This is a genomic window from Georgenia halophila (assembly GCF_039541595.1).
Genome location: NZ_BAABGN010000011.1, coordinates 430032 through 455255 on the forward strand (window position 1 = coordinate 430032; position 25224 = coordinate 455255).

The following is a 25224-nucleotide window of genomic DNA, read 5'->3' on the forward strand; positions in this document are numbered from 1 at the left end:
CGTAGCCTACGCTGGCGTAGGTTTCAGGTCGCCACCATGACCAGACCGACCGCCGCGCTCGCTGCGCCACCCATGCCGCGAGCGCGGCGGAACACCGAGGACCGACCGGCGCGGAAGCGCCTTCGCCGAGGAGGACCGCCGTTGCCAGATCCGCTCACCACCATCGAGAAGACCACCGACGCCATGACGATCCAGCTCCTCGACGCCGAGGGACGCCGCCACCAGCACGCGGAGTACGATCCGCTCGTCGACGACCTCGACGCCGGTGCCGTCCGCGAGATGTACCGCGACATGGTCCTCACCCGCGCCTTCGACGCCCAGGCGACCTCCCTGCAGCGCCAGGGCGAGCTGGGCCTCTGGCCGCCGTCGCTCGGGCAGGAGGGCGCCCAGGTCGGGTCGGCACACGCCCTGCGGCCGAAGGACTTCGTCTTCCCGTCCTACCGCGAGCACGGCGTCGCGCAGGTGCGCGGCATGGAGCTGCCCAAGCTGCTCGCACTCTTCCGCGGCACCCGGCACGGCGGCTGGGACCCGCACGAGCACAACTTCCACCTGTACTCCATCGTCATCGGCAGCCACACCCTGCACGCCGTCGGCTACGCCATGGGTGTCCAGCGCGACGGCGACGTGGGCACCGGCGACCAGGACCGGGACCGCGCGGTCGTCACCTACTTCGGCGACGGCGCCACCTCTCAGGGTGACGTCAACGAGGCCCTCGTCTTCGCCGCCTCCAACAACGCCCCGGTCGTCTTCTTCGTGCAGAACAACCAGTGGGCGATCTCCGTGCCCGCCGCCACCCAGTCGCCCGTTCCGCTGGCCACGCGCGGCACCGGGTTCGGCATCCCCTCGGTCCGGGTGGACGGCAACGACGTCCTCGCCTGCTACGCCGTCGCGCGGCAGGCGCTCGAACGCGCCCGCTCCGGCGGCGGCCCGACGTTCATCGAGGCCGTCACCTACCGGCTGGGCGCTCACACGACCTCCGACGACCCCAGCCGCTACCGCGAGCGCGAGGAGGAGGAGCGCTGGGCCGGGAAGGACCCGATCGCTCGGCTGCGCGCCTACCTCGAGTCCGAGCACCTGGCCGACGAGGAGTTCTTCGGCGCCGTCGAGCAGGAGGCGGACGAGCTGGCCACCGCGACCCGCGACCGGTGCCGAGAACTGGTCGCCGGCCCGACCGTCGAGATGTTCGACAACGTGTACCAGGCGCCGCACCCGCTGGTCGCGGCCGAGCGCGCCGATTTCCTCGCCTACGAGGAGAGCTTCACCGACGGAGGGGACGCGTGAGCGCCACAGCCCTGGCCCGGTCGATCAACGCCGGCCTGCGTGCCGCCCTGGAGAGCGACCCGAAGGTCCTGCTCATGGGCGAGGACATCGGTCCGCTGGGTGGCGTCTTCCGCGTCACCGACGGGCTGCAGGAGACCTTCGGCAAGGACCGAGTCGTCGACACCCCGCTCGCAGAGTCCGGCATCGTGGGCACCGCCATCGGGCTCGCGATGGCCGGCTACCGTCCGGTGTGCGAGATCCAGTTCGACGGGTTCATCTTCCCCGGCTACAACCAGATCACCACGCAGCTGGCCAACCTCAGCTACCGCTCCATGGGGGACGTGAGTGTCCCGGTGGTCATCCGCGTGCCGTACGGCGGCGGCATCGGTGCGATCGAGCACCACAGCGAGTCGCCCGAGGCGTACTTCGCGCACACCCCGGGGCTACGGGTGGTGTCGCCGGCCACGGCCGCCGACGGCTACACGATGATTCAGCAGGCCATCGCCTCGCCCGACCCCGTGCTCTTCCTCGAGCCCAAGGCCCGGTACTGGGACAAGGCCGAGGTCGACCTGGAGACCGACGTCGACCTGTCCACCACCGGCGTGACGACCGGTCTGCACGCCGCCCGCACCGTGCGGAGCGGGACCCACGTGACCGTCGCGGGCTACGGGCCCACGGTCAAGACGCTGCTCGCCGCCGCGGAGGTCGCCGCCGGGGAGGGCACCGAGCTGGAGGTCATCGACCTGCGCTCGGTCTCCCCGCTCGACGTCGACACCGTCGCGGCCTCGGTGGAACGTACCGGCCGGCTCGTGGTCGCCCACGAGGCCCCGGTGTTCCTCGGCCCGGGCGCCGAGCTGGCCGCCCGGATCACCGAGCGCTGCTTCTACTCCCTCGAGGCGCCGGTGCTGCGGGTCGGCGGCTACAGCACGCCCTACCCGGCCGCGAAGCACGAGGAGCACTACCTGCCGAACCTGGACCGGGTCCTCGACGCTGTCGACCGGGCCATGGCGTACTAGTCGGTGCACCGCCGCTAGTCGGCGCACCGCCGCGCCCCACCGACCGCAGCACCACGCAGAGGAGCACACGTGCCGACCTACCAGCAGTTCCGACTCCCCGACGTCGGCGAGGGGCTGACCGAGGCCGACATCGTCACCTGGTCCGTGGCGGTCGGCGACACGGTGGCCACCAACCAGCAGCTGTGCGAGATCGAGACGGCCAAGTCCGTCGTGGAGCTGCCCAGCCCGTACGCCGGCCGCGTCCACGAGCTCCTCGCCGAGGAGGGGGCCACGGTGGCGGTCGGGTCACCGATCGTCGTCATCGACGTCGACCCGGGCGGGCCCGAGAAGCCGTCCGACGGCGGAGCGTCCGCCGGAGCCGCGGCGCCCGCTGTCGAGCCTGCGTCCGGCACGGACGACGCGCACGCCGGGTCCGACGGCGAGGCGCCGGCCGAGGAGTCGGAGAGCTCCGGATCGGTGCTCGTCGGGTACGGCACGCGGGCTCCGAGCCACGGGCGCCGGCCGCGGAAGGCGGCTGCGCCGTCGTCCGGACCGGCGGCGGCCCGGCAGCCTGCGACCGGCCAGCCGCCCGCCGAGCGGCCGGCCGCGGCACCCGCTCGCACGGCCGGCGACATCCGCGTGCTCGCCAAGCCCCCGGTACGCAAGCTCGCCAAGGACCTGGGCATCGACCTGGCGGCCATCAGCGGCTCGGGCCCGGGCGGGATCATCACCCGCGAGGACGTCGTCGAGCAGCAGCAGCGCACCGAGGTCCAGCAGCTCGCCACCTACCCGGGTGACGAGGAGCCGTGGCTCGAGGGCGGCACGGTCTCCCAGGACGGCCGCCAGACCCGGGTGGCGGCCCGCGCGGTGCGCAGGCGTACCGCCGAGGCGATGGTCTCCTCCGCGTTCACCGCCCCGCACGTGACGGTCTTCCACACCGTCGACGTCACCCGCACGATGAAGCTCGTCGATCGGCTCAAGCAGGACAAGGAGTTCGCCGACGTCCGGGTCACGCCGCTGCTGATCGTCATGAAGGCGTTCATCCACGCGATCCGCCGCAACCCCGAGGTCAACGCCTCCTGGGACGCGGAGAACCAGGAGATCGTCTACAAGCACTACGTCAACATGGGCATCGCCGCCCAGACGCCGCGCGGCCTCATGGTGCCGAACATCAAGAACGCCAACCGGCTGACGCTGCACGAGCTCGCCGCTGCGCTCGGGGACCTGACGACCCAGGCCCGCGCGGGCACGACCACGCCGAAGGACATGTCCGACGGCACGGTCTCCATCACGAACGTCGGTGTCTTCGGTATCGACAGCGGCACCCCGATCCTCAACCCCGGCGAGTCGGTGATCCTCGCCTTCGGGGCGGTCCGCCGCCAGCCGTGGGTGCACAAGGACAAGATCAAGCCGCGCTGGGTCAGCCAGCTCGCGCTGTCCATGGATCACCGGCTCGTCGACGGCGCTCTCGGTGCCAAGGTCCTGGCCGACGTCGCCAAGGTCCTCGAGGACCCCTCGCAGGTGCTCGTCTGGAGCTGACGCGAGCTGTGCCCGGCCTGCTCACCGGCAGATCTGGTGCACGGCACCGGCGAAGACGCCGGGCAGGGCCTGGGCCGTCGGCACGAGCCGGCGCCGCACCGGCGGCACCGCGGCCGCCGTGAGGAGCGCCCGGGTCAGGATCCGGTGGCGACGCACGATGCGCCACCAGGCGGTCTCGTAGTCGTCGGGCCTGCCCGCGGTGATCGCGGCGACCGCGGCCTCCGCCTGGGCGAGCGCGAGGGCCACGCCCTCCCCGGTCAGGGCGTCGACGTACCCGCTGGCGTCGCCGACGAGCAGCGCGCGTCCGGCGACGCGGCGGGTGCTGACCTGGTGCAGCGGGCCCGCGCCGCGGACGGTCGAGGTGGCCGGTGCGTCTCCGATCCGCTCGAGGAGCGCGGGGAAGGCGGCGAGCTGGTCGTCGTAGGAGCTGCGGTCGGCGGTCAGCAGCGCTATTCCCACCTCGTCCGGGCCCACCGGCGTCACGTACGCCTCGACGCGCTCGGCCCAGTGCACCTCGACCAGGTCCGTCCACGGCGCGACCCGGACGTGCCGGCGCAGCCCGTACCGCCGCGGCCTGCGGGGTGAGCCCTCCAGCTGCAGGCGACGGCGCAGCGGCGAGTGCAGCCCGTCCGCGACCACGAGGAACCGGGCCGCGGCGCCGTCGACGAGCACCTCCTCCTCCCGGGGCACGACGTCGCTCACGGGCTCGCTCGTGACCGTCACCCCGGCGGCGTCGACCGCCTCGCGCAGGGCGGCGTGCAGTGCGGTGCGGCGCACCCCGCGACCCACGCCGGTCCGGAACGGCGCCTCGGCCGTCGCGCCGTCCGAGCCGCCGGCGACGCGGGTGACGTAGTCACCGCCGGCGACGTACCGGATGCCGCGCAGCACCTGACCGTCGGGGCGGACGTCGAGGTCGTCCAGCCGGCCGACGGCGGACGGCATCAGTCCCTCGCCGCACGCCTTGTCGATCGGCCCCCGGCGCGGCTCATGGACCACCACCGACAGCCCGGCCCGGGCGGCGTACAGCGCCGTCGCGAGACCAGCCGGGCCGCCCCCGGCCACCACGAGATCCGTCGTGCCACCGGTCACGGAGCGGTCCCCAGAGCCCGGTTCTCCGTGCGGATCCGCACGCCCAGCAGGAAGGCGTTCGCCACCGAGAACACGACGGCGGTGATCCACGCCGAGTGGACCAGCGGCAACGCGAAGCCCTCGATCACGACGGCGACGTAGTTGGGGTGGCGGAACCACCGGTACGGGCCCCCGTCGACCAGCGGCAGGTCCGGCACCACGATGACCCGCGTGTTCCATCGCGGACCGAGTGTGGCGATGCACCACCACCGCAGCGCCTGGGCGCCGACGGCCAGCACGAGCATCGGCCAGGCGAGGGCGGGGACGGCGTCCGGCCGCCGCAGCCAGACCTCGGCCAGCGCACCGAGCAGCAGGCCCGTGTGCAGCACGACCATGACGGGGTAGTGGCCGGAGCCCGACTCCACGCCGCCGCGGGCGAAGCTCCACGCCGCGTTCCGCCGCGCCACGCGCAGCTCGGCCAGGCGCTCGCAACCCACGGCGAGCACCAGCACGGTGAAGAGGATCTCGCTGGTCATGCCCGCAGCAGCACCATCTCGAGACCGAAGCCGGGGCCCATCGCGAGCATCATGCCGTACGTGCCGGGCGTCGGTGGGCGCTGGTCGAGGGTGTCCCGCAGGATGTGCAGCACCGAGGCCGAGGAGAGGTTCCCGACGCGCCGCAGCGAGTCGGTGGTCAGCGCGAGCTCGTCGGGCTCGACGCCGAGCGCGTCCACCATGGCGTCGATGACCTTGGGGCCGCCCGGGTGGCACACCCACCAGCCGATGTCCTCGACGGTCATCTCCTGGTCCGCGAGGAAGGCGGCGACGTCGCGGCCCACGTGCCCGCGCACCAGCTCCGGCACCTCGACGCCGAGCACGATCCGTAGCCCGGAGGCCCGCACGTCCCAGCCCATCGTCGCCTCGGTGCCGGGGTAGGTCCGGCTCCCGGCGGCCACGACGTGCGGCCCGGCCGTGCCCGCCGCCGGGTGCTCCGGGCCGACGACGACCACGGCCGCCGCGCCGTCACCGAAGAGCCCGGAGGCGACGAGGTTCGCCGTCGAGGGGTCGCCGTGCTGGACGGTGAGCGAGCACAGCTCGGCCGAGACGAGCACCGCGACGCCGTCCGGGCGGCCGTGCAGCAGGTCGCGCACGCGGCCCAGACCGGCGGCACCGGCCATGCAGCCCAGGCCCATCAGCGGCACGCGGACGAGGTCCTCGCGCATCCCGAGGCGAGCCGCGATCCGCGACTCCAACGACGGCACGGCCAGGCCGGTCACGGTGGTGGAGACGACGACGTCGACCTCCTGCGGCGCCAGGCCCGCACGTTCCAGCGCACCGGCGACCGCCTCCGCCCCCAGATCGACCGCGGCGGCGATGAAGGCGTCGTTGGCGGCGCCGAAGTCGGTGAGTGCGGCGTACCGCTCCAGGGGGAGGGCCAGGTGTCGCTCGTCGACGCCGGCGCCGGCGTGGATCTTCCGCATCACCGCGGCACGGCGAGAGTCGAGGCCGATGAGGCCGACCAGCGCGTCGGTGATGGTCGCCTGGTCGTAGCGGTGCTCGGGCAGAACGGCCGCCACGCCCGCGAGGTGCGTCATCTGTCGAGCGTACGGTTCGGGCGTTCCCTACGCTTCCCGTGTGCCCGCCACCGCCGGCGCGCTCGTGCGCGCAAGCCATCCCGCTCCCGCGGCGGCGGTGACGGTCCTCGCCACCCTGGTGGCAGTGGTCGCCGGGCACGGGGTCGCGGTCGTCGTGCTGGTCACCGTGGCGGTGCTGCTCGGACAGCTGACGATCGGGTGGTCCAACGACCTGGTCGACGCGGACCGGGACCACCAGGTGGGGCGCCGGGACAAGCCCGTGGCGACCGGCGAGCTCAGCGAACCGGTGCTGCGCGCGGCGCTGGTGGGGGCGAGCGTGCTGTGCGTCGCGGCCTCGGCGCTGCTCGGACCGGCCGCCGGCGCGGTGCACGTGGTGCTGCTGGTCGGCTCGGGCGTGGCGTACAACCTGTTCTTCAAGCGCACCGCGCTGTCCTGGCTGCCGTACGTCGTCGCGTTCGGCTCGCTGCCGGCGGTGGCGTGGCTGGCCCTCGACCCGCCGGCGCCGCCACCGGTGTGGATGATCGCCGTCGGGAGCCTCCTCGGTCTCGGAGCTCACCTGGTGAACGTGCTGCCCGACCTGGCCGACGACGCCGCGACCGGTGTCCGTGGCCTGCCGCACCGGCTCGGCGCGCGGACGACGACGATCCTCGCCCTGCTGGCCCTGACGGTCGGGTCGGCCGTGGCCGTGCTGGGCCCGGCCGGTTCGGCGCCGGTGTGGGCGTGGGTGGTGCTGGCGGTCGTCGTTGCGCTCGCGGCCCTCGCCCTGGCGCGCGGCGGCCGGGCGCCGTTCCGAGCCGCCCTGGCTATCGCCGTCGTCGACGTCGTCGTGCTGCTCGTGCGCGGCTGAGCATTGCCCCTAGGCGTCGACCCAGCCGTGCGCGACGGCCTTGACGCCGAGCTCGAAGCGGCTGCTCGCGCCCGCCTTGGTGCTGAGGTTGTTGGTCATGCGCCGGACGGTGCGGATGGAGACGCCGAGCGAGCGAGCGATCGCCTCGTCCTTGTCGCCGCGGGACAAGAGCTTGAGGAGGTCGCGTTCCTCGGGCTTGAGATCCTCGTAGTCGGCGGCCGGGAGACCGAGCTCCTCGGCCGAGGACCACAGGAGCTCGAAGTAGGCCTGCAGCGTGGTCACGGCCCCCGGCGTGTTGAGCACGATCGCGCCCTGACGGGTCGTCAGCGGGTCGGAGAGGAACAGCGCCACGTCCCGGTCGAAGAGCACCAGCCGATTCGGCAGATCGAGCGCCGTGCGGATCTGGCCACCCTTGGCGCTGAACCAACGCGCGAAGTCGAGGGCGTCCTCGTTCTGCCGCGCCTCGGGCTGGTAGATCGCCCGGACTGCGATCCCGCGATCGAGCAGCTCGCCGTCGTCGACCCTGGCCTGGTCCAGGCCATGCTTCGCCGGGAGGTTGGGCACGATCGAGTCGACGGACACCTTGGCGGCCCTGGCGAGCGCACGCATCCTCGTGACGATGTCGTCCACGCCGACGAGCCTCTCGAACTCGCCGTACGTCGAGCTGGGGCTGGACCGGTTGAGGTCGTCCACCAGCTCCGCGGCCTTGGCGCGCCACAAGCTCAACCGCTCCTGCGCGCGATGCAGGTCGCGCTCCTCGTCGCCGAGCAGGCGTTCGAACGCGACCTGCGGCGGCTCCGCGTGGAACCGGTCGGCGGCGGTGTGCGAGCGGCGCAGGAATCCGCGCTCCTCGAGGACACTGAGCGAGCCGGACACGTCCTGCTCGTCAGCGCCGGCAATCACGGCGAGGTCGGACTCGCCGGCGTCCGGGTCCGCCAAGAGCGCGCGATAGACGGCTATGTCGCGCGCGCCGATCCCCAGTGGTTCGAACATCATTCCCCTTGTCTGGAACCCGATGCTATCGCCGCGGTCGGCACCATCACGCCGGAGATCGCCTAGTTCTTGGTCATATACTCGGGTGCGACCGGAGCGACCACGCTACCGTTGGCCTTCCCAGGCCTTGGGTAGACGAATCGATCGGAGACAAACGATGTTCGAGCGCGTACTGGTCGGCGGACTGCTGACCCTCCTGCTCTCTGTGTTCGGCCTCAGCTCGACGGACGCGAACGAGGGAGCCGATCAGGCCGGCGGCTTCTCGCCGATGTGCGTCAGCTGTCTGGGCGAGAAGCCGGACTGAGTTCGGTCCTCTCCTCAGCCCAGTAGCTCAGGGAGTTCACCGGTCTGATTCAGCACGTGCTCGGTGAGGAAGCCGAGCACCACCTGGTACCAGACCTTGGCGTGCTGCGGGGCGAGGACCCAGTGGTTCTCGTCCGGGAAGTACAGGAAGCGGTGCGGCGTCGAGCCGTCCGCAGCCTGTGGCAGCCCGGACGAGGCCAGCACCTCGTACCAGAGCCGCAGGCCCTCGCCGATCGGCACCCGGTAGTCCTTGTCGCCGTGCACCACGAGCATGGGCGTGCGGATCTGCGAGACGAACCGGTGCGGTGAGTACGTCTCCTGCATCTTCGGGCTCATCTCGCGGGACCAGTGGTACGCCGCGTCCGTGCTCGGTCCGAAGTTCTCGAGCGACCACAGGCTGGCGTGGGTGACGATTGCCTTGAACCGGTCGGTGTGCCCGGCCACCCAGTTCGCCATGTAGCCGCCGAACGAGCCGCCCATCGCCCCGGTGCGCGTCTCGTCGATGTCACCGCGTGCCACCACGGCGTCGGTCGCGGCCATCAGGTCCGTGTAGGGCTCGGCGCCCCACCGAGCCCAGCCCCGCTCGATCATCTCCTGGCCGTAGCCCGTTGACAGCGCCGGGTCCGGCAGCAGCACGGCGAAGCCCTGCGCGACCATCAGCCACGGGTTCCACCGCCAGCTCCACGCATTCCACGAGCCAAGCGGCCCGCCGTGGATCCACAGCAGCAGCGGCGCCGGCGCTTCCGCGGAAGCGCCGGCGGGCAGCGCCAGCCAGGACCGCACCCGGGTGCCATCCTCCGCAGTCGTCTCGACCTCGGTGAGCCGGCCCGGAAGTTCCGGGCGGTCGACCGGGGCACGCAGCGCGGTCACCGTCACCGCGGACAGGTCCGCGAGGTCGAGGCGCACCACCTCGGCCGGGTACCCGTAGGAGGAACGCAGCGCGTAGGCGGCGCGGCCGTCCGGCGCGATGACGACGTCGGAGTAGGCGCCCTCGTCCGTCAGGCGGGTGACCGCTCCGGAGGCGACGTCGACGTGGAAGACCGGCGCGCGACCGTCCTCGTCGGCCACGACCAGCAAGCCGCCGGAGTCCGGCAGCCACCGGGTCTGGCCCGGCCATCTGTCCCAGCCCTCCGCCACGGGGCGGCTATCACCCGTTGTCAGGTCGAGGAGCCACAGCGTCGGTCGCGGCGCGTGCTCCGCCGTCGAGCGCTCGCGGCGCACGTACGCGAGGAGACCTCCGTCCGGGCTGATGCGGGGGGAGCCGTACTCGACGGTCTCGTCGGCGGTCAGCAGGGTCGTCCGTGCACCGGTCGCGACGTCGATCCGGACGAGGTCCGAGCGCAGGCTCGCCCGTCCCTCCGGTACGCGCCACTCGCTCACGAGGAACGAGGAGTCCGGGGCGACGTCGTGCCCCGCCCGGACCAGATGCGTCCCGGCGTCCGGGGTCAGGTCCCGCAGGGGGAGTGGCTCGTCCGCGGTGGCCGCGCTGACCGTGCCTGCCACGGCGCCGCCGTCGGCGAGCGTCAGCGCGTACAGCCGCGGTGCGGCCGGGCCGAGGTCGTGGTCCCAGTGCCGCACCGGGTACCCGGTGTGCAGGATCGCGGCGACCTTCTTGTCCTTGCGCGCCTTGCGGAGCCGCTCCTCGTCCGCCAGGCCTGCCGCCCGCGGCATCGCGGAGGCCTGGACGACGACGGCGACGCCGGTCTGGCCGGTCTGCGTCGCCTCGACGCCGCCCGGGTGCGTCGCCAGCACGCGTGCCTCACCGCCGTGGGACGGGATTGTCCACAGCGCCGGCTTGTCGTCCGCGTCGGAGCCGTCCGGTCGGGACGCGACGAACAGCAGGTCACCCGCGGGCGTGAAACGGGCCTGCGACTCTCCCGTCGCGCCGCGCGTGAGCCGGTGAGCCGGCCGCTCGCCGCCCGGGTCGATCTCCCACAGCGCCGTGACGTACCTCGTGGCGTCGTCGTCGAGCACGCTCACGCCGGTGACGAGCCGGGTGCCGTCGGGCGAGAGGGTCAGGCCGGCGAGCCGGGGGAGTGCTACGTACTCGTCGAGGTCGTGAAAGGGGGTCGACTGCTGGCGCGGCTGTGTCACGCGGCACATCCCACCACGGAGGCCGGCGCCACCGCGAACAGGTGTCAGGATGGGGCCGTGCCAGCTCGCCCTTCCCGCCTCCTCGTCGTCCTGGGTGTGCTGGTCGCGCTCGTGGCCGCGGCGGTCGGGCTGCGGATCGGGTCGGCGCCGCTACCGGCGCCCGAACCCCCGGCGCCCACGACGGCGGCGTCCTCCCCGACACCCACGCCCAGTCCCACACCCGAGCCGCCGCCGCCTCCGCTGGACGGCGTGCACATCGTCCTCGATCCCGGCCACAACGGCGGCAACGCCGACGCCGTCGCGCAGATCAACGAGAGCGTCGGCGACGGTCGTGGCGGCACCAAGGCCTGCAACACCGTCGGAACGTCCGCCGCGTCCGGGTATCCCGAGCATGCCTTCACGTGGGACGTCGCCATCCGCGCACGGGACCTGCTCGAGGACGACGGCGCCACCGTCACCCTCACCCGCGACAGCAACGACGGCGTGGGGCCGTGCATCGACGTCCGTGGCCGCTCCGCGCAGGAGTCCGGTGCGGACGTCCTCGTCTCGGTCCACGCCAACGGCTCTGAGGACCCGGCCGTGCGGGGCTACTTCGCCATCGTCTCCGACCCGCCGCTCAACGACGCGCAGGGCGAGCCGTCCCGGGTGCTCGCCCGGCACCTCCTCGACGCGCTCGACGACGCAGGCTTCACGCCGTCGACCGCCGTGCCGGACGCCCTCAGCGAGCGGCCGGACCTCGGCACCCTGAACTGGGCCGAGCGTCCGGTGGTGATGCTCGAGCTCGCCGAGATGCGCAACCCCGAGGAGGCCGCGCTCGTCGAGAGCGAGGAGGGTCGGCAGCGCTACGCCGAGGCGATCGCCGCCGGCCTGCTCGACTGGGCGGCCGAGCGGGCGGACTGACGATGCCTCAGGAGCGCCGACTCGGACGGGCTGGCGGCGCCGGAAGCCCTCTCGCGGCCGAGATCAGTCCGCGCTTGGCCGTAGGTGCGTCGTGATGCTTGACATGTTCCAGGTGTTGATCGTGCCGACGGCGATGACGAGATCGGCGCGCCGCTCCTGCCCGAGGAGCCTCCCAGCCGCCTCCCACACGCCGTCGTCGATGGCGTCGACGCCACCGGTGAGGGCCTCGGCGAAGGTCAGCGCGACGCGCTGGTCGTCGTCGAAGAACGGGCTCTCGCGCCACGCGGCGACGCCGTGGACCGTGCGGGTCGGCACACCCTGCTTCTCGAGGTCGGCGGCATGCTTGTCGACGCAGTAGGCGCAGCCGTTGAGCTGGGACGCGCGGAGCTTCACCAGGTCGTAGAGCACCGGGCCCAGGGAGCTCTTCAGGCGGCCGTCGAGCGCTACGAGGGTGCGGAACGTCTCCGGCGAAGCCCGGCGGGTGGGAGTGCGGGACATTGCTCTTACTCTCCTTAAGGTGGACGTCTGATGTCCAGGTTCGGTTCGGTTCGGCGAACGAGAACGTCGGGAACGGTTTCGGTCAGGCGCTACTGAAGTGCCGCCGGGCGTGCTGGGCGACGGTCGAGGGGGTCGACGCCGAGAGGTCGGCGATGGTGGTCGCCGCGAGCTGCCTGCGCCAGGCGAGCTCGGCCGAGCGCATCGCGTGCGCGATGCCGCACGGCTTGGCGAAGTCCCGTGCGGGCCGTTCCGCGTTCATGCCGCGCTGCCGGATCTCCGTGCAGCTGAAGGCCTCGGAGCGACCCTCGATGGCCGTCACGACGTCCATGAGCGAGATCCGGTCGGCGGGCCGGGCGAGCCGGACGCCGCCGCGGACGCCGGGGACCGATTCGGTGATTCCCGCCCGGGTCAGCGCCTGGAGCTGCTTGACGAGATACGGAGCCGGGAGGTCGTACGCCTCGGCCAGCCGGGCTGCCGGGACCGGCGCGGTGTCCCCGGCCTCGAGCCAGTGCAGCAGGACGCAGACGTGGGCCGCCCACTCCACGCCCTCGCTCATCTTCATGCCCGCTCCCGTCTTAACCTGGATAGAAGATATCCAAATTCGCGGCGTCGGGCAAGAGCGTCCGGCGGGTCACCGGTGCCTCGCGGTCAGAAGGTCTCGTAGCCCGCCCGGGCCATCGAGAAGCCGTGGCCGGTCAACGTGTTCCAGCAGGTCATGCCCGTCTCCTCGCTCGTGCACGCGTAGAAGTCGGAGACGCCGGAGTCTCCGTACTGCAGAACGTCGCCCTGGGCGCCCACCGGTGAGTCGCACCGGTTCGAGACCTCCCCGTCCATCGGCACGGCGAGGGTGGTGCCGTCGTCACACCCCTGCGGGGCGTCGAAGTTGTGCTCCAGGATGGTGCACCGCGCCAGGTCGCCGCCCAGGTCGCACTGGATGTTGCCCGACGGCGACGCGAACGTGGAGATCTCGGTGGCGCCGTCGGGAGCCGGTCGGGCGAAGTCGACCCAGTCCGTGCCTGCCTCGCTGACCGTGGACGCGAGCACCTCGGGCGTCCCCTCCCCCTCGGTCAGTGCCCCGGCGACCGAGACGGCGTAGACGTTGGAGCAGGACTGCTGCAGGCCCTGGAGCGTGTCGATGACGAGCTGGCTGTCGGACTCCTGCGCCCACGTCCCGTCCGGGGCCGCGGCCGCGGCGAACGTGCCGAAGGTGCCGGCGTCACTGCTCGGGTCCTCGCACGAGGTGGACTCCGGCAGGGAGGTCAGCTGCTCCCGGGCGGCCTCGACGTCGGTGGTCTCGCCCTGCCCGGTCTGCTCCGGCTCGTCGGCCTGATCCTGCGTCTGCTCGCCGGTCGGGGCCGGCGGCTCCGGCTCGTCCTCGCCGCCGGTGAGCTGGATGATGACGATGATGACGAGGATCGCGGCGAGCACGGCGAGGAGGGCCAGGGGCACCCACGAGCGTCGCCGAGCATCCTCGTGCTCGTCCCGAGCGGCCGCGCCGAAGAGGGCGCCGGACTCGGACGGCGGTTCCCAGGAGGGCTCGGCCGGCTGGTGGGTCGGCTGCCACTGCGCCGGCCGAGTCGGTTGTGTCGGCTGGGTCGGTGGGGTCTGCGGCGGCCGGGCGGGCGGCATCTGCGTGGCACCCCATGCACCCGCACCGGCACCCGCCTCGGCCTGCTCGCCCCGGCCGAGGATCGAGCGGCGTTCCACGGGCTGCGACCCGTCCGCCGACGGTTCGCCGCGGTCGGCCGCCCGTGCCGGTGGCTCGGCCTCGGTGGGGGGCTCGATCGCCTCTGTCGGCGGACCGGCGGACGGTTCCACGACCGGCGGGGTCTGCCCCAGGTCCGGTTCCGGTTCTGCCCCTGGTTCGGCCTCGGGCGGAGGCGGCGGTGCCTGCACGGCCTGCCCGGCCTCGGCCCGGCGGGCGAGGGCGGCGTCGACGTCGGGCATGCCCAGCCTGCCGAGCCACTCGAGCAGGCCCGGGTAGGTCGCCGGGTTCTCGGCGATCGCTGCGCGCAGCTCCGGGTGGTGCTGGGCGAGGGTCTGCAGAGTGGCCAGCGGCGTGCTCGGATCAGCCGCCTGCGCTGCCAGATCTGGCTGCCCGGCGTTACCGTCAGCGCCCGTCATGCGGCCGTCACCTCCTCGAACCCGCGTCGATCCGGCCCCGACACTACACAGAAGCCCTCCGCGGCGTGGCTGCCTAGGCTGGCTCGGTGAGCCGCATCACCACCCGTCCAGGCCGCCGCGGGCGGCGCATCGTCGTGGCGGCGGCGCTCGTCCTGCTGCTCGTCGTCGCCGCCTGGGCGGCCGACCGGGTGCTCCACGCGCGCACCGAGGAACGCGTCGCCGGGCAGCTTGCCGGCTCGTTGGACCTCGCCGAGGAGCCCCGCATCGCGGTCGAGGGGTTCCCGTTCCTCACCCAGGTCGCCGCCGGTGAGCTGGACAGCGTCCGGGCCGAGGTGGACGCCGTGGTCCTCGATGAGACCGCCGGCGTCGACGGCCTCATGCTGCGCGAGGTGAGCGGCCACGCGCGCGGCGTGACGGTGCAGGCGCCTTCCGTCGTCGACCGGCTGGAGCTGACCGGTACGCTGCCGGACGCCTCGGTCGAGGCGCTGGTCCAGCGCGAGCACCCCGGCGTGAGCGTGCGCACCGACACCGACGGCCTGCGCCTGAGCACCGAGCTGATGGGCATTGACCTCGCGCTGCGCGCCGAGCCCGCGGTCACGGACGCCGGAGTGGTCGTCCGCGTGGTCGAGGCGGAGCTCGGCGGCGCCACGGTCGAGCGGTCGACCCTGGCCGCCGTCGTGCCCGACGGGTTGCTGGAGACCGAGATCGACGTCGGCGAGCTGCCGCTGGGACTGCGCCTGGTCGGTGTGGAACCGGTCGACGGCGGGCTGCGCCTGAGGTTGACCGGCGAGGACGTCACTCTCGAGGAGTGACGTCCTGACCGCCCGCCCGGCGCGCGCGTTCGGTGAGCATGGCGTTGTAGGCGCGCAGCTCGGCGTCGTCGTCCCGGTCCGCCTTGCGGTCGGAGCGCCGCGCCGTGCGGGTGTCGTCCTTCGACCAGGCCACCGCGACGCCGATGGCCAGCGCCAGCGTGGGCAGCTCGCCGATGCCCCAGGTGATCGCCCCGCCGCGGGCCTGGTCGGCCAGTGCGTCCACTCCCCACGGCAGCCCGAGCCAGCCGAAGAAGTTGCCCGCCAGCAGGGTGGTCTGCGAGATCAGCGTGACGCCGAAGAAGGCGTGAAAGCCCATCGTCGCCAGCAGCAGCACCAGCCGCAGCGGGTAGGACGGTCGCGACGGCCCCGGGTCCACCCCGACGAGCGCGTTCGCGAAGAGGTAGCCCGCCATCGTGAAGTGCCCGACCATCACCAGGTGGCCGACGTGGGTGGTCAGGGCCAGCTCGAAGAAGTCCGTGTAGTAGAAGACGATCAGCGAGCCGGCGAAGTTGACGGCCGCGACGACCGGGTGGGCCAGGAACCGGGCCACGGGCGCGTGCACGATGGCCAGCAGCCACTCGCGCGGCCCGCGGGAGCCGTCCTGGCGGTGCGGCAGCGCACGCATGGCAAGCGTGACCGGTGCCCCGATCACCAGGAAGATCGGCACCACCATCGCCAGGAGCATGTGCATGAGCATGTGCGCGCTGAACAGCACCGCCCCGTAGACGACCGGACCGCCGTTGGTCACCCACGCGAACAGCGTCCAGCCGGCGATCCAGGAGACCGTGCGGATCGCCGGCCAGGTGTCGCCGCGGCGCCGCAGCCGCCGTACCCACATGAGGTAGACCACGACGGCGGACACGGTCCCGAAGAAGAGCAGCGGTTCCAGCCGGGTCTCGGTGAGGTAGGTCAGCGGCGTCGGGTAGGGCGGCACCGGGTAGCCGGTGATGAGGTACGTCGGGCTCGCGTCGGTGATCGGGTCCTGAGGCACGGGCGGCGCCGAGGAGGCCAGCGCCGCGCCGATGCCCATCGTGGCGGCCATGACCAGGACCTCGACGCCGGCCAGGCGCCAGAAGGCGCGGCCGGCGCGGTGACCCGCCCCGCCAGCGCCCGCCTCGGCGTGCGCCCGGATCGCCGGGAGGGTCGATCGCCGGTGCGCCCAGCCGGCGGCCCCCAGGGCGGCCGTCAGCACGATCTTCACCGCGAGCAGCTGGCCGTAGGGATGGGTGAGCAGGTCCAGCGGCGAGGACAGCCGGATCCAGGCGTTCGCGATCCCGGAGAACGCGACGGCCAGGAACGCCCACAGCGCCGTGCGCGAGTACCGCTCGGCGGCGTCGGGCAGATCCGGTCCCAGGCGGCCGGAGAGCACGCACAGCACCGCCAGGCCGCCCACCCAGACGCAGATGCCGACGATGTGCATCCACCACGAGGACACGGCGAGCGAGTGGCTGGCCGCCCCGGAGGCGTGCCCCGTCAGCGCGAGCGGCACCAGCGCCACGAGCGCCAGCACCACCGTCAGCGCGGCTGAGCGGAATCCGGTGACGGCGGCCGCCACCAGAGCGACGACGGCGCTCAACGCCGTGGACCACAGCAGGTCTTGGCCCAGCTCGAGCTCGGTGACGAACTGCGCCAGCTGGGCACCGAACTGCGGGCCGCCGAACGCGCCGGCGACCGAGCCGTAGGTCAGCAGCAGGTGAGCCAGCTGAGCGAGCGCCCAGACGACGGCGGCGCCGGCCCCGACGCGCGCGGCGAGCGACCACGCCCGGCCGTCCGCCGTCGTCCGTCGTGCCGTCTGGCGCTGCCCCGACTCCCGGGGCACGGCGGTACCGGCCGGCAGCACCAGGGCGCACAACGCGAACGCGCCGACGGTCCCCGCGGCCGCGGCGTCGGCGAGCGCGGAGACCATCGGCAGACCCCAGCGCACCACCGAGCCGGGGTCGATCACCGTCGGGGCAGCGGCCCCGGTGGTCACCACCCCGGCGAGGACACCCAGCAGCAGGACGGGGAGAGCGCCCACCGCCCAGGCTCGCGCACGGGCCGTCGGGGTGGTCGTCTCAGGCACTGGACCAGCGTATGCCGCGCACACGCCGAGTTCTGTCCGGTGCCTCCGTCGCCCAGGACTCAGCCGGGTGCCATACCCTCGACCACGATGAACGACGGCTGGTCACCAGAATCGGGGGGACGATGAATCCGCAGCGATCGGCGCACGAGGCCGGCCGGCCCGACGAGGCCGCCGACCGGGGCGCGGCCGGGCCTTCCGGCTGGAACCCGCAGCCACCACCCGCGCAGCCGCCGCCCGCGCAGCCGCCCACGCAGCACGCGCAGCAGAACACCGATCCGGCGCCGGAGAACGCTCCGATCAGCGAGACCGAGATCCAGCGTGCGACGTCGCTGGTGCAGCGCGCCATCACGATCTTCGGCGAACGCGTCATCGGTCAGGAGGGCCTGCGCACGGCGCTGATCTCCACGCTGCTCTCCGGCGGCCACGTGCTCCTCGAGTCCGTCCCCGGTCTGGCGAAGACCACCGCCGCCTCCACGCTCGCCGCCTCGGTCTCCGGCTCGTTCCACCGCATCCAGTGCACGCCGGACCTGATGCCGAACGACATCGTGGGCACCCAGATCTTCAACTACTCCACGAACGACTTCTCCACCCAGCTCGGCCCCGTCCACGCGAACTTCGTGCTCCTGGACGAGATCAACCGGTCCTCGGCGAAGACCCAGTCGGCGATGCTCGAGGCGATGCAGGAGCGACAGACCTCCATCGGCGGCGAGATCTACCCGCTGCCGACGCCGTTCATGACGCTGGCGACCCAGAACCCCATCGAGGAGGAGGGCACCTACGTCCTGCCCGAGGCGCAGATGGACCGCTTCCTCATGAAGGAGGTGCTGACCTACCCGACGCCGAGCGAGGAGGTCGACATCCTCGAGCTGACCTCCTCCAAGGCGTACCGCCAACCCATCGAGCACCAGCCGATCACTCTCGAGGACGTGCTGTTCCTGCAGGAGCTCGTCGGGCGGGTGTACGTGGATCTCTCGATCCGGCAGTACATCGTGGCGCTCATCAACACCACGCGCGGCGGCGGGCCGCGTCCGCTGCCGAACTTCAACCAGCACGTGCGCGTCGGCGCCTCACCCCGCGGCGGCATCGCGCTGATGCGGGTGGCGCAGGCCGTCGCGCTCCAGGAGGGCCGTACCTACGTGGTCCCCGACGACGTCAAGAAGCTGCGGCACCCGGTGCTGCGGCACCGGCTCGTGCGCACCTACGACGCGCTGGCCAACAACGTGGCCCCGGAGTCCCTCATCGACGCCGTCTTCGCCACCGTTCCGACTCCCTGAGCGAGGAGCGAGCCTGGATGTCCTCGACCACCTCTCGACTGGAGAAGGTCCGTGCCCGCCTGGACCTTCCCACGGTCCGCCGCGCCGCGGGCCTGCTCGAGGGGCGCCACCGGTCGATCTTCACCGGGCACGGACAGGACTTCGACGACCAGGTGGAGTACCACCCCGGTGACGACGTCAGCGACATCGACTGGAAGTCCTCGGCGCGCGCCGGCATCCCGATCATCCGCCGTTTCGTGCGTGAGTCGAACCTCTCGCTCGTCCTCATGGTCGACACCGGGCGGAACATGGCGACGGCGGCGCCCTCCGGTGAGCCGAAGTCCCGGGTCGCGATGTTCGCGGCCGACGTCGTCGCGTACCTGGCGCGGTCCCGCGGCGACCTCGTCGCGCTGCTGGCCGGCGATGCCGAACGGATGTCGCAGCTGCCCGGCCGGGCCGGCACCGAGCACATGGAGCTGCTGCTGCGCATGGTGGAGCGCGCGTTCTCCGTGGACTCGCCGCCGTCGGACCTGGGCCGGCTCCTCGACCGGGCGCGGACCTTGTTCAGCCGCCGCTCCCTCATCGTGATCATCACCGACGAGGCACGGCCGGCGCCGGAGCACGAGCACGCGCTGCGCCGCCTGCGCACCCGCCACGAGATCATGGTCATCTCCGTCGCCGACGCCTTGCCCACCACCCCCGGCATCGGCCCGACGGCGGACATCGACACCGGCGCCGACCTGCCGGCCTTCCTGCGGGACGACAAGGCGTTGCACGCCGAGGCGGTCGCCGCCGTCGAGGCACGCAAGTCCGAGGTCCTCGCGATGCTGCGCCGTCGTGGCATCCAGGCGGTGACGGTGACGAGCGAGGACGACCTGATCGACCAGCTCATCGACCTGCTGGGGAGACAGCACCGTGTCGCCCGTCGCTGACCTGCTGCCGCCCGAGGCCTACGCGTGGTGGGTACCCACGGTCGGTGCGGTGCTGCTCGCCCTCGTCCTGGCCTGGTACATCTTCGTCCACGTCTGGACGAACCCCGAGAGGGTGGCGGCCCGTGCCCGCAAGGACTGGGCCCCCTCGCCGATGCCGCCGACGCTGCGCCAGCGCTACGCCGCCGAGGTGGACGCACACCACGCCAGGTACGCCCGGGGTGAGTACGACCTGCGGGTGCTCCACCTCGAGCTGTCCGCGACCATGCGCAAGTTCGCCTCGGAGCGCATCGGTACCGACGTGACCGCCTGGACCCGTGGCGACATCGGCGGCTACGACCCGACCCGCCGTGTCGGTGAGGTCCTCGCCGTGTACGAGGAGCCGAGCTTCGCGGTGCGCTCGGACGCCGAAGCCCTGGTTTCCGTGACCAACGCCAAGGAGGTGATCACGCGGTGGTGACGCCATGGCTCGTGCCGGTCATCCTCGGCGTGATCGTCGTCGCGGCGCTCGTCGGCTGGTACCCGCGGCGCCGCGGCGTCAGGCGGACCGCGGTGACCTGGGTGGCGAACTCCGAGTACGTGCGCTCGCTCAAGGGCTACCGGCGCCGCATGAAGATGCTGCGGTGGGGCCTGGCCCTCGGCGCGTCCGCGCTCGCGCTGACCGCGGTGGCCTCCTCCGCCCTGACCGCGCGGCCGGTCGACCGTGACATCCGCTCGGAGCAGCTCGCGACCCGTGACATCGTCCTGTGCCTCGACGTCTCGGGATCGATGATCGAGTTCGACACCGAGATCGTGGAGAAGTTCTCCACGATGGTGGAGTCCTTCGAGGGCGAACGCATCGCGCTGAGCGTCTGGAACAACACCTCCCGCATGGTGTTCCCGCTCACCGACGACTACACGCTCGTGCAGGAGCAGCTCGACTCCGCCGCGGTGGCGCTGGACTTCGACATCGACGCCTTTATCTACGACCAGGAGGACCTCGAACGGCTCGAGGACTTCCTCGCCGGGACGGTGTCCTACTCGACCAGCGCCTCCTCGCTCGTCGGCGACGGGCTCGCCAGTTGCGCCCTGGCCTTCGACCACGCCGACGCCGACCGGTCGCGCTCGATCATCCTGGTCACCGACAACCTCGTCATGGGCGAGCCGGTCTACACGCTCCCCGAGGCCGCGGATCTGGCCGCCGAGCGCGACATCGCCGTTCACGGCCTCTACGCCTCGGCCTCCGACGCCAGCTCGGAGGAGGCGCGCGCCGAGTACGAGCGGGTGATCACCAGCCGCGGCGGCCTGTTCTACGAGGCCGACGACCCGGCCGCCGTCGAGGGCATCGTCGAGAGCATCGCCGCTCAGCAGGCCGTCGAGCTCGACGCCGACCCGGAGGTGGTGCACACCGACCGCCCGGACCGCTGGTACGGGTGGCTGGTCGCCGGGCTCGGCCTGTTCCTCCTCGTGGTCTGGAGGCTGCGCGCATGATCCTGCGGATGGTGTGGCCGGTCTGGGCGCTCGTGCTCGTGCTCGGGCCGATGCTCGTGCTGTGCGGCTGGTCGTGGTGGCGGGCGCGCCGTACCCAGGACGGCACGGCCACCGCCTGGGCGCGGCGCAGCGCGATGGCGCTGGCGACGTTGGTCATCGGTCTCACTCCCGCCATGCCGGCGGCCACGGAGCAGGTGCAGTCCAACGCCGAGATCTTCTTCGTCGTCGACCGGACCGGTTCGATGGCCGCGGAGGACTACAACGGCGACCAGCCGCGGCTGGAGGGCGTCCGTCACGACATCGGCGCGGTCGTCGAGGCTCTCCCCGGGGCGCACTACTCGGTGATCGCCTTCGACTCCCAGGCCACCAGGCAGCTGCCGCTCACCACGGACTCGCGCGCCGTGCTGTCGTGGGCCGAGACAGTGCGTCAGGAGATCACCTACTACTCGGCCGGCTCGTCGATCGACCGCCCGCTCGGCGCTCTGACGAACGCCCTGGAGGGAGCGGCCGAGCGCAACCCCGGCAACGTCCGCCTCGTCTTCTTCATGTCCGACGGCGAGAACACCGACGGCGACGACTCCTCCACCTCCGGGGGGAGGCAGAGCTACGCACCGCTGAACGACGTCATCGACGCCGGGGCAGTGTTCGGCTACGGCACTCCCGAGGGCGGCCGGATGCGCCAGTACGACGGCACGGAAGACTCCGGGGCCGGGTCCGACGCGCCGTACATCACGGACGACACGTTGCCCGGGGCACCGCCGGCCGTCTCCCGGATCGACGAGGAGAACCTTCGGCGGGTCGCCGAGGAGATGGGCGTCGAGTACACCCACCGCGTGGAGCCGAGCCCGGTGGGCCACATCACCGACGGCATCAACATCGAGGAGATCGCCTCGGACGGCCGTCGGTCGGTCGAGACCTACCGTGACGTGACGTGGCCGGCCGGTGCGCTGCTGGCCGGGCTGGTCGCGTGGGAGGCGTTCTACCTGAGCGGCCGCACCCGTCGGCTGCGGGAGGTCTCCGCATGAGCGCGCAGCAGAAAGGTCTGGGGTACGCGGGCACGAGGCCCCGTCCGCCGCTGCCGCCGCACCTGGCACTGCGTCGGCGCATGCTGCTGTGGTCGGCACCGGTCGTGCTGACGCTGCTGCTGGTGGGCAGCCTGCTGCTGGGTGTCACGTTCGGGAACCTGCACGCGCGGGCCGCGTACGACGAGCAGCGGTACCCCGAGGCCGCGGAGCGGTACCGCTGGCAGCAGACGTTCACCCCGGTCGTCATCGAGCCGTGGAAGGCGTGGTTCAACAGCGGTACCGCCGAGCTGCAGGCCGCCGAGCACTTCCCCGCCGCGGAGGACCTGCGGGAGGCTCTCGAGCTGGTGCCGCTGGGGACCACGGACGCCGAGGGAAACCCCGACCCGACGACGCCGGAGTGCCGCGTCCGCCGGAACCTCTCCCTGGCGCTGGAGGCCATGGGTGACGACTCCCTCGCGGAGGGTGACCCGGCGATGGCCATCACCCACTACGACGAGGCCCTGAACGTCGTCGGGCCGTGCAGCTCCGACGGCGAGTCGGAAGCCGGCGAGCAGCAGCAGGACCAGCAGCAGCAGCCACCGCCCGACGAGCCCAGCGGGGAGCCGAGTGGTGAGCCGTCGGGTGAGCCCAGCGGGGAGCCGTCCGGTGAGCCGTCGGGTGAGCCGTCGGGTGAGCCCAGCGGTGAGCCGTCCGGTGAGCCCAGCGGGCAACCCTCCGGTGAGCCGAGCGGCGAGCCGACCCAGGACCCGAATCAGCAGCAGGACCCCGGTACGCCCGACGAGACCGAGCAGCGCCAGCAGCAGAAGCGCGGGCAGGCGCAGCAGGAGTCCGAGGACCAGGGTGGCGACAACCAGGAGAGTGAGGAGGGCCAGGAGGGGCAGGAGGGCCAAGAAGAGCAGGAGCAGCCCACCGAACCGCCGCCGGATCCGCAGCAGGAGGAGCTCGAGGAGCGCAACGAGGACGCCGAGCGCGACCGGCAGCAGCAGGAGCAGCAGGAGGGCGGCGGCTTCGGCGGCGGACAGAACTGGTGACGCGCAGAGCTGGTGACGCGCAGAACAGGTGACGGGTGACCGTGCCGGAGGGACGCTGGTCGTCCTCGGCCCGCCGGCGGGGAGATCTCCCCATCGGCAGACCGTCGCCCCTGCCATAGCGTTCCCCTGAGACACCGGGGGAGCAGGATGACTGGGGAGCAGCAGGAACCACGGCGCATCGGTGCGCCCGGCTACCTGTCGTCCTGTTCGCCTCCAGTGGCCGAGTCCGGGAGGGTTCCGGCGAGGCGTGCGCGGACGTGATCTGAGACTTGACGCAGCAGATGACCAGGTCGATGCCGTTCACCGCCCGGCAGGCGCACGACCCGAGCACACCGCCGGAGGTCCTCGCCCGGATCGCCGGTGATCGCCCCGACCTCCGTGCCCTCGTCGCCGGCAACCCGGCGACGGAAGAACCCGTGCTGGAGTGGTTGCGCCGCCTCGGCGACGTCGGTGTCGATGCAGCGCTGAGCGGACGACCGCCGCTGACGCGCTCGGTCGACGGCGCGCACGAGCGGGCGCCCGAATCGCCAGTGCCGCCGTGCGCGGACGCACCGTTGGACTGGGCCTTGCTCATGCCGGTGGCGGCGACGCCGGCCGTGGAGGAGGCGCCGCAGTCGCGCAGGGGACGTGCGCTGTCCCGGGCGGCCGTATCGATGGCGGCGACCGCCGTGGTCGTCGGCGTCCTCCTGATCGTCCTGCTCCTCCCGGACGGTGCCTCACCCGGTCCGAAGTACGAGCCGGCGACAGAACGCAACGGCGCCCCGCTCCATCGATCGGAGGACGCGCCGTTCACCTACGGTGAGGACCGTCGCCTCGACGAGCTCTGGGAGGCGTGCGACGGGGGCGATCCCGGCGCCTGCGTGGACCTGTACGGCTCCGCGCCGGTGGACTCCGAGTACGAGCAGTTCGGGTGGACCTGCGGGGGACGAGCAGCGGAAGGGCTCCTCGCGAGCGACGTCTGTTCCGGCGTCTTGTGAGGGAAGGCACCGGGTAGTCCTCCCCATCGGCCGAAGCCGCGATCGCCCCCTACCGTCGAGGTCGGCGGGTGGCAGACCTCTCGGTGCGTCCTGAGCCGAGTGTGTGATCTAGTCTCGCCGAAGACTGTCAGCGATTGGGGAAAAGACGATGACCAGCCCAGCCCAGTTCTCGGCGTACGAGGCCGGCAATCCGGCGACACCCCCGGAGGTGCTGGCCCAGATCGCCGAGACCCGGCCGGACCTGCGGGCTTTGGTCGCCGGCAACCCGTCGACGCCGGACTACGTGGTGCAGAACCTCGGCGCCCTCGGTGATCCAGGGGTTGATTCCGCGCTACGGAACCGGCCAGGCGCCGTCGAGGATGTTCGGCCGTCGGACACCGGCGCTCCCGCCGAGGAGCCGCCGCCGAGCCCTGAAAGCTCCCCCGCTGCGGCGGAGGGCCCGAGCGATCCGCGCGTCGAAGGAGACGCCGGCGAGGGCGCCGAGGCGGCGAGCCACGACGCCGGATGGGGTGCTTCGCAGGGCGCGCTCGGTGAGCCCTTCGCTGCTCCGTCCGCATCCAGCTCCGCCCCGGTGCCGCAGTGGGACCAGCAGGGCCGGCCGCAGTGGGACCAGCCGGGCTACGGTCAGCCAGGCGGGCAGCCGCCGTACGGCGCCACGCCGCAAGGGCAGCTCGGCTACCCGTACCAGGACCCCCAGAGCTCCTGGTACGGAGACCAGCAGGCGGGCCCGCAGAGCGGCTACGACCCTCACGCTCAGCAGCAGTACGGGCCGGGTCGGGATCCCTACGGTCAGCAGCAGTCTGCCCAGCCGGGCCAGGCCCCGTACGGCCAGCCGGGCCAGGCCCCGTACGGCCAGCCGGGCCAGGCCCCGTACGGTCCGCCCCCCACGCAGAACCCGTACGCCCAGCCCGTCCAGAACCCGTACGGCCAGCAGTACGGTCAGCCCGCCGGCGCCAGCCCTTGGGCGGCGAACGAGGCGTCGGGCAGCGGCGCCCTGAAGTGGATTATCGGCGGCGGCATCGCCGTCGTCGTGGTGATCGCCGTCGTGGTCGCGCTCGTCCTCGGCTACCAGGACAGCGAGACCGACCCGGCGGCTGGTCCGGCGACCGACCCGACCCCGGAAGCTCCGACGTCCGAGGCGCCGGCTACCGAAGAGCCCACGGAGGAGGGTGGCTCGGGCGGCGAGCCCCAGACCTATGGTGACGACCCGCAGCTGGACGCCCTGTGGGACGAGTGCGAGCAGGGCGACGCACAGGCCTGCGACGAGCTGTATCTCCAGTCTCCGATCGGCTCCGAGTACGAGGCGTTCGGCGCCAGCTGCGGCGGACGGCACACGGGAACCACCGAGATGTGCGTCGACATCGAGTGAAAGCTTCGGCGACGTGACTTGACCTGCCCTGCCGAGACGGCAGGGCGGGGCCCTTCTCTGGTCGGTGCACGACCTCCGCGC

The 25224-nt window shown here is 72.5% G+C and carries 24 protein-coding genes; 15 read left to right on the forward strand and 9 right to left on the reverse strand.

The features are described 5' to 3' along the window. Nucleotides 1-183 precede the first annotated feature (183 nt). The 3 genes from pdhA (at nt 184) to ABD907_RS13680 (ending at nt 3794) form a co-directional block, all read left to right on the forward strand. The gene (gene pdhA / locus ABD907_RS13670) at nt 184-1281 is read left to right on the forward strand and encodes a pyruvate dehydrogenase (acetyl-transferring) E1 component subunit alpha (protein ID WP_425555771.1); all 1098 of its coding nucleotides are present in this window, start codon (nt 184-186) and stop codon (nt 1279-1281) included. Continuing rightward, nucleotides 1278-2276, forward strand: coding sequence for an alpha-ketoacid dehydrogenase subunit beta (locus tag ABD907_RS13675; RefSeq protein WP_345216809.1), 999 nt, complete (start codon nt 1278-1280; stop codon nt 2274-2276). The genes pdhA and ABD907_RS13675 overlap by 4 nt, the downstream gene beginning before the upstream one ends. A gap of 69 nt (nt 2277-2345) precedes the next feature. Continuing rightward, complete coding sequence (locus tag ABD907_RS13680; RefSeq protein WP_345216810.1) at nt 2346-3794, forward strand: dihydrolipoamide acetyltransferase family protein; 1449 nt, start codon at nt 2346-2348, stop codon at nt 3792-3794. Nucleotides 3795-3815: 21 nt separating this feature from the next. On the opposite strand, the gene ABD907_RS13685 is transcribed toward ABD907_RS13680, so the two are convergent. From ABD907_RS13685 to ABD907_RS13695, 3 genes are read right to left on the reverse strand one after another with little or no spacing between them, the layout of a single operon-like run. Further along, nucleotides 3816-4883, reverse strand: coding sequence for an NAD(P)/FAD-dependent oxidoreductase (locus tag ABD907_RS13685; protein ID WP_345216811.1), 1068 nt, complete (start codon nt 4881-4883; stop codon nt 3816-3818). After that, on the reverse strand, nt 4880-5398 hold the full coding sequence (locus tag ABD907_RS13690; RefSeq protein ID WP_345216812.1) for an isoprenylcysteine carboxyl methyltransferase family protein: 519 nt from the start codon (nt 5396-5398) through the stop codon (nt 4880-4882). Before ABD907_RS13690 ends, ABD907_RS13685 begins: the two co-directional genes overlap by 4 nt. Further along, the gene (locus ABD907_RS13695; protein WP_345216813.1) at nt 5395-6456 is read right to left on the reverse strand and encodes a type III polyketide synthase; all 1062 of its coding nucleotides are present in this window, start codon (nt 6454-6456) and stop codon (nt 5395-5397) included. The genes ABD907_RS13690 and ABD907_RS13695 overlap by 4 nt, the downstream gene beginning before the upstream one ends. Before the next feature lie 40 nt (nt 6457-6496). Between ABD907_RS13695 and ABD907_RS13700 the strand changes: the two genes are divergently transcribed. Further along, on the forward strand, nt 6497-7303 hold the full coding sequence (locus ABD907_RS13700; protein WP_345216814.1) for a UbiA family prenyltransferase: 807 nt from the start codon (nt 6497-6499) through the stop codon (nt 7301-7303). 9 nt (nt 7304-7312) lie between these two features. Here the strand turns inward: ABD907_RS13700 and ABD907_RS13705 are convergent, their stop codons facing one another. After that, the gene (locus ABD907_RS13705) at nt 7313-8299 is read right to left on the reverse strand and encodes a helix-turn-helix transcriptional regulator (protein WP_345216815.1); all 987 of its coding nucleotides are present in this window, start codon (nt 8297-8299) and stop codon (nt 7313-7315) included. Between the two features lie 154 nt (nt 8300-8453). On the opposite strand from ABD907_RS13705, the gene ABD907_RS13710 reads away from it, so the two are divergent. Next, a complete protein-coding gene (locus tag ABD907_RS13710) occupies nt 8454-8600 on the forward strand; it encodes a hypothetical protein (RefSeq protein WP_345216816.1) in 147 nt (48 codons plus the stop codon). Nucleotides 8601-8614: 14 nt separating this feature from the next. On the opposite strand, the gene ABD907_RS13715 is transcribed toward ABD907_RS13710, so the two are convergent. Further along, nucleotides 8615-10702 (reverse strand): alpha/beta fold hydrolase, encoded by a 2088-nt coding sequence (locus ABD907_RS13715; protein WP_425555764.1) that lies wholly within the window; start codon nt 10700-10702, stop codon nt 8615-8617. Between the two features lie 48 nt (nt 10703-10750). Here ABD907_RS13715 and ABD907_RS13720 point away from each other — a divergent pair, with 48 nt between their 5' ends. Beyond that, nucleotides 10751-11593, forward strand: a complete 843-nt coding sequence (locus ABD907_RS13720) for an N-acetylmuramoyl-L-alanine amidase (protein WP_345216818.1) — start codon at nt 10751-10753, stop codon at nt 11591-11593. Between the two features lie 63 nt (nt 11594-11656). Here the strand turns inward: ABD907_RS13720 and ABD907_RS13725 are convergent, their stop codons facing one another. The 3 genes from ABD907_RS13725 to ABD907_RS13735 all read right to left on the reverse strand — a co-directional run bounded on the left by ABD907_RS13725 (nt 11657) and on the right by ABD907_RS13735 (nt 14215). Continuing rightward, nucleotides 11657-12091 (reverse strand): carboxymuconolactone decarboxylase family protein, encoded by a 435-nt coding sequence (locus ABD907_RS13725; RefSeq protein ID WP_345216819.1) that lies wholly within the window; start codon nt 12089-12091, stop codon nt 11657-11659. Between the two features lie 82 nt (nt 12092-12173). Continuing rightward, nucleotides 12174-12653: an RrF2 family transcriptional regulator gene (locus ABD907_RS13730; RefSeq protein ID WP_345216820.1), complete on the reverse strand. Its 480-nt coding sequence runs from the start codon at nt 12651-12653 to the stop codon at nt 12174-12176. Nucleotides 12654-12739: 86 nt separating this feature from the next. Further along, the gene (locus tag ABD907_RS13735; RefSeq protein WP_345216821.1) at nt 12740-14215 is read right to left on the reverse strand and encodes a variant leucine-rich repeat-containing protein; all 1476 of its coding nucleotides are present in this window, start codon (nt 14213-14215) and stop codon (nt 12740-12742) included. An 86-nt stretch (nt 14216-14301) separates the two neighbouring features. On the opposite strand from ABD907_RS13735, the gene ABD907_RS13740 reads away from it, so the two are divergent. Next, nucleotides 14302-15027 carry an LmeA family phospholipid-binding protein gene (locus ABD907_RS13740; RefSeq protein WP_345216822.1) on the forward strand — a complete coding sequence of 242 codons (726 nt, stop codon included), beginning with the start codon at nt 14302-14304 and terminating at the stop codon, nt 15025-15027. Here ABD907_RS13740 and ABD907_RS13745 read toward each other — a convergent pair. Continuing rightward, nucleotides 15011-17089 (reverse strand): bifunctional copper resistance protein CopD/cytochrome c oxidase assembly protein, encoded by a 2079-nt coding sequence (locus ABD907_RS13745; protein ID WP_345216823.1) that lies wholly within the window; start codon nt 17087-17089, stop codon nt 15011-15013. The genes ABD907_RS13740 and ABD907_RS13745 overlap by 17 nt on opposite strands. Nucleotides 17090-17211: 122 nt before the next feature. On the opposite strand from ABD907_RS13745, the gene ABD907_RS13750 reads away from it, so the two are divergent. The 8 genes from ABD907_RS13750 to ABD907_RS13785 all read left to right on the forward strand — a co-directional run bounded on the left by ABD907_RS13750 (nt 17212) and on the right by ABD907_RS13785 (nt 25143). Further along, nucleotides 17212-18363 (forward strand): AAA family ATPase, encoded by a 1152-nt coding sequence (locus ABD907_RS13750; protein ID WP_345216824.1) that lies wholly within the window; start codon nt 17212-17214, stop codon nt 18361-18363. A 17-nt stretch (nt 18364-18380) separates the two neighbouring features. After that, nucleotides 18381-19274 (forward strand): DUF58 domain-containing protein, encoded by an 894-nt coding sequence (locus tag ABD907_RS13755; RefSeq protein WP_345216825.1) that lies wholly within the window; start codon nt 18381-18383, stop codon nt 19272-19274. After that, entirely contained in the window at nt 19258-19731 is a 474-nt protein-coding gene (locus ABD907_RS13760; protein WP_345216826.1) for a hypothetical protein, read from the forward strand. Before ABD907_RS13755 ends, ABD907_RS13760 begins: the two co-directional genes overlap by 17 nt. Next, a complete protein-coding gene (locus ABD907_RS13765; protein WP_345216827.1) occupies nt 19728-20741 on the forward strand; it encodes a vWA domain-containing protein in 1014 nt (337 codons plus the stop codon). Before ABD907_RS13760 ends, ABD907_RS13765 begins: the two co-directional genes overlap by 4 nt. Next, nucleotides 20738-21766: a vWA domain-containing protein gene (locus ABD907_RS13770; protein ID WP_345216828.1), complete on the forward strand. Its 1029-nt coding sequence runs from the start codon at nt 20738-20740 to the stop codon at nt 21764-21766. The genes ABD907_RS13765 and ABD907_RS13770 overlap by 4 nt, the downstream gene beginning before the upstream one ends. Next, complete coding sequence (locus tag ABD907_RS13775; RefSeq protein ID WP_345216829.1) at nt 21763-22797, forward strand: PT domain-containing protein; 1035 nt, start codon at nt 21763-21765, stop codon at nt 22795-22797. Before ABD907_RS13770 ends, ABD907_RS13775 begins: the two co-directional genes overlap by 4 nt. Nucleotides 22798-23078: 281 nt before the next feature. After that, nucleotides 23079-23774, forward strand: coding sequence for a variant leucine-rich repeat-containing protein (locus tag ABD907_RS13780; protein ID WP_345216830.1), 696 nt, complete (start codon nt 23079-23081; stop codon nt 23772-23774). Between the two features lie 148 nt (nt 23775-23922). Next, nucleotides 23923-25143, forward strand: a complete 1221-nt coding sequence (locus ABD907_RS13785; RefSeq protein WP_345216831.1) for a variant leucine-rich repeat-containing protein — start codon at nt 23923-23925, stop codon at nt 25141-25143. Nucleotides 25144-25224: the final 81 nt, after the last annotated feature.

What these genes read in the sequence shown, in the direction of transcription:
- pdhA (WP_425555771.1), top strand. Translation starts at nt 184, where the DNA reads ATGACGATCCAGCTCCTCGACGCCGAGGGACGCCGCCACCAGCACGCG.
- ABD907_RS13690 (WP_345216812.1), bottom strand. Translation starts at nt 5,398, where the DNA reads ATGACCAGCGAGATCCTCTTCACCGTGCTGGTGCTCGCCGTGGGTTGC.
- ABD907_RS13695 (WP_345216813.1), bottom strand. Translation starts at nt 6,456, where the DNA reads ATGACGCACCTCGCGGGCGTGGCGGCCGTTCTGCCCGAGCACCGCTAC.
- ABD907_RS13705 (WP_345216815.1), bottom strand. Translation starts at nt 8,299, where the DNA reads ATGATGTTCGAACCACTGGGGATCGGCGCGCGCGACATAGCCGTCTAT.
- ABD907_RS13710 (WP_345216816.1), top strand. Translation starts at nt 8,454, where the DNA reads ATGTTCGAGCGCGTACTGGTCGGCGGACTGCTGACCCTCCTGCTCTCT.
- ABD907_RS13715 (WP_425555764.1), bottom strand. Translation starts at nt 10,702, where the DNA reads ATGTGCCGCGTGACACAGCCGCGCCAGCAGTCGACCCCCTTTCACGAC.
- ABD907_RS13725 (WP_345216819.1), bottom strand. Translation starts at nt 12,091, where the DNA reads ATGTCCCGCACTCCCACCCGCCGGGCTTCGCCGGAGACGTTCCGCACC.
- ABD907_RS13730 (WP_345216820.1), bottom strand. Translation starts at nt 12,653, where the DNA reads ATGAAGATGAGCGAGGGCGTGGAGTGGGCGGCCCACGTCTGCGTCCTG.
- ABD907_RS13735 (WP_345216821.1), bottom strand. Translation starts at nt 14,215, where the DNA reads ATGACGGGCGCTGACGGTAACGCCGGGCAGCCAGATCTGGCAGCGCAG.
- ABD907_RS13750 (WP_345216824.1), top strand. Translation starts at nt 17,212, where the DNA reads ATGAATCCGCAGCGATCGGCGCACGAGGCCGGCCGGCCCGACGAGGCC.
- ABD907_RS13755 (WP_345216825.1), top strand. Translation starts at nt 18,381, where the DNA reads ATGTCCTCGACCACCTCTCGACTGGAGAAGGTCCGTGCCCGCCTGGAC.
- ABD907_RS13770 (WP_345216828.1), top strand. Translation starts at nt 20,738, where the DNA reads ATGATCCTGCGGATGGTGTGGCCGGTCTGGGCGCTCGTGCTCGTGCTC.
- ABD907_RS13775 (WP_345216829.1), top strand. Translation starts at nt 21,763, where the DNA reads ATGAGCGCGCAGCAGAAAGGTCTGGGGTACGCGGGCACGAGGCCCCGT.
- ABD907_RS13780 (WP_345216830.1), top strand. Translation starts at nt 23,079, where the DNA reads ATGACCAGGTCGATGCCGTTCACCGCCCGGCAGGCGCACGACCCGAGC.
- ABD907_RS13785 (WP_345216831.1), top strand. Translation starts at nt 23,923, where the DNA reads ATGACCAGCCCAGCCCAGTTCTCGGCGTACGAGGCCGGCAATCCGGCG.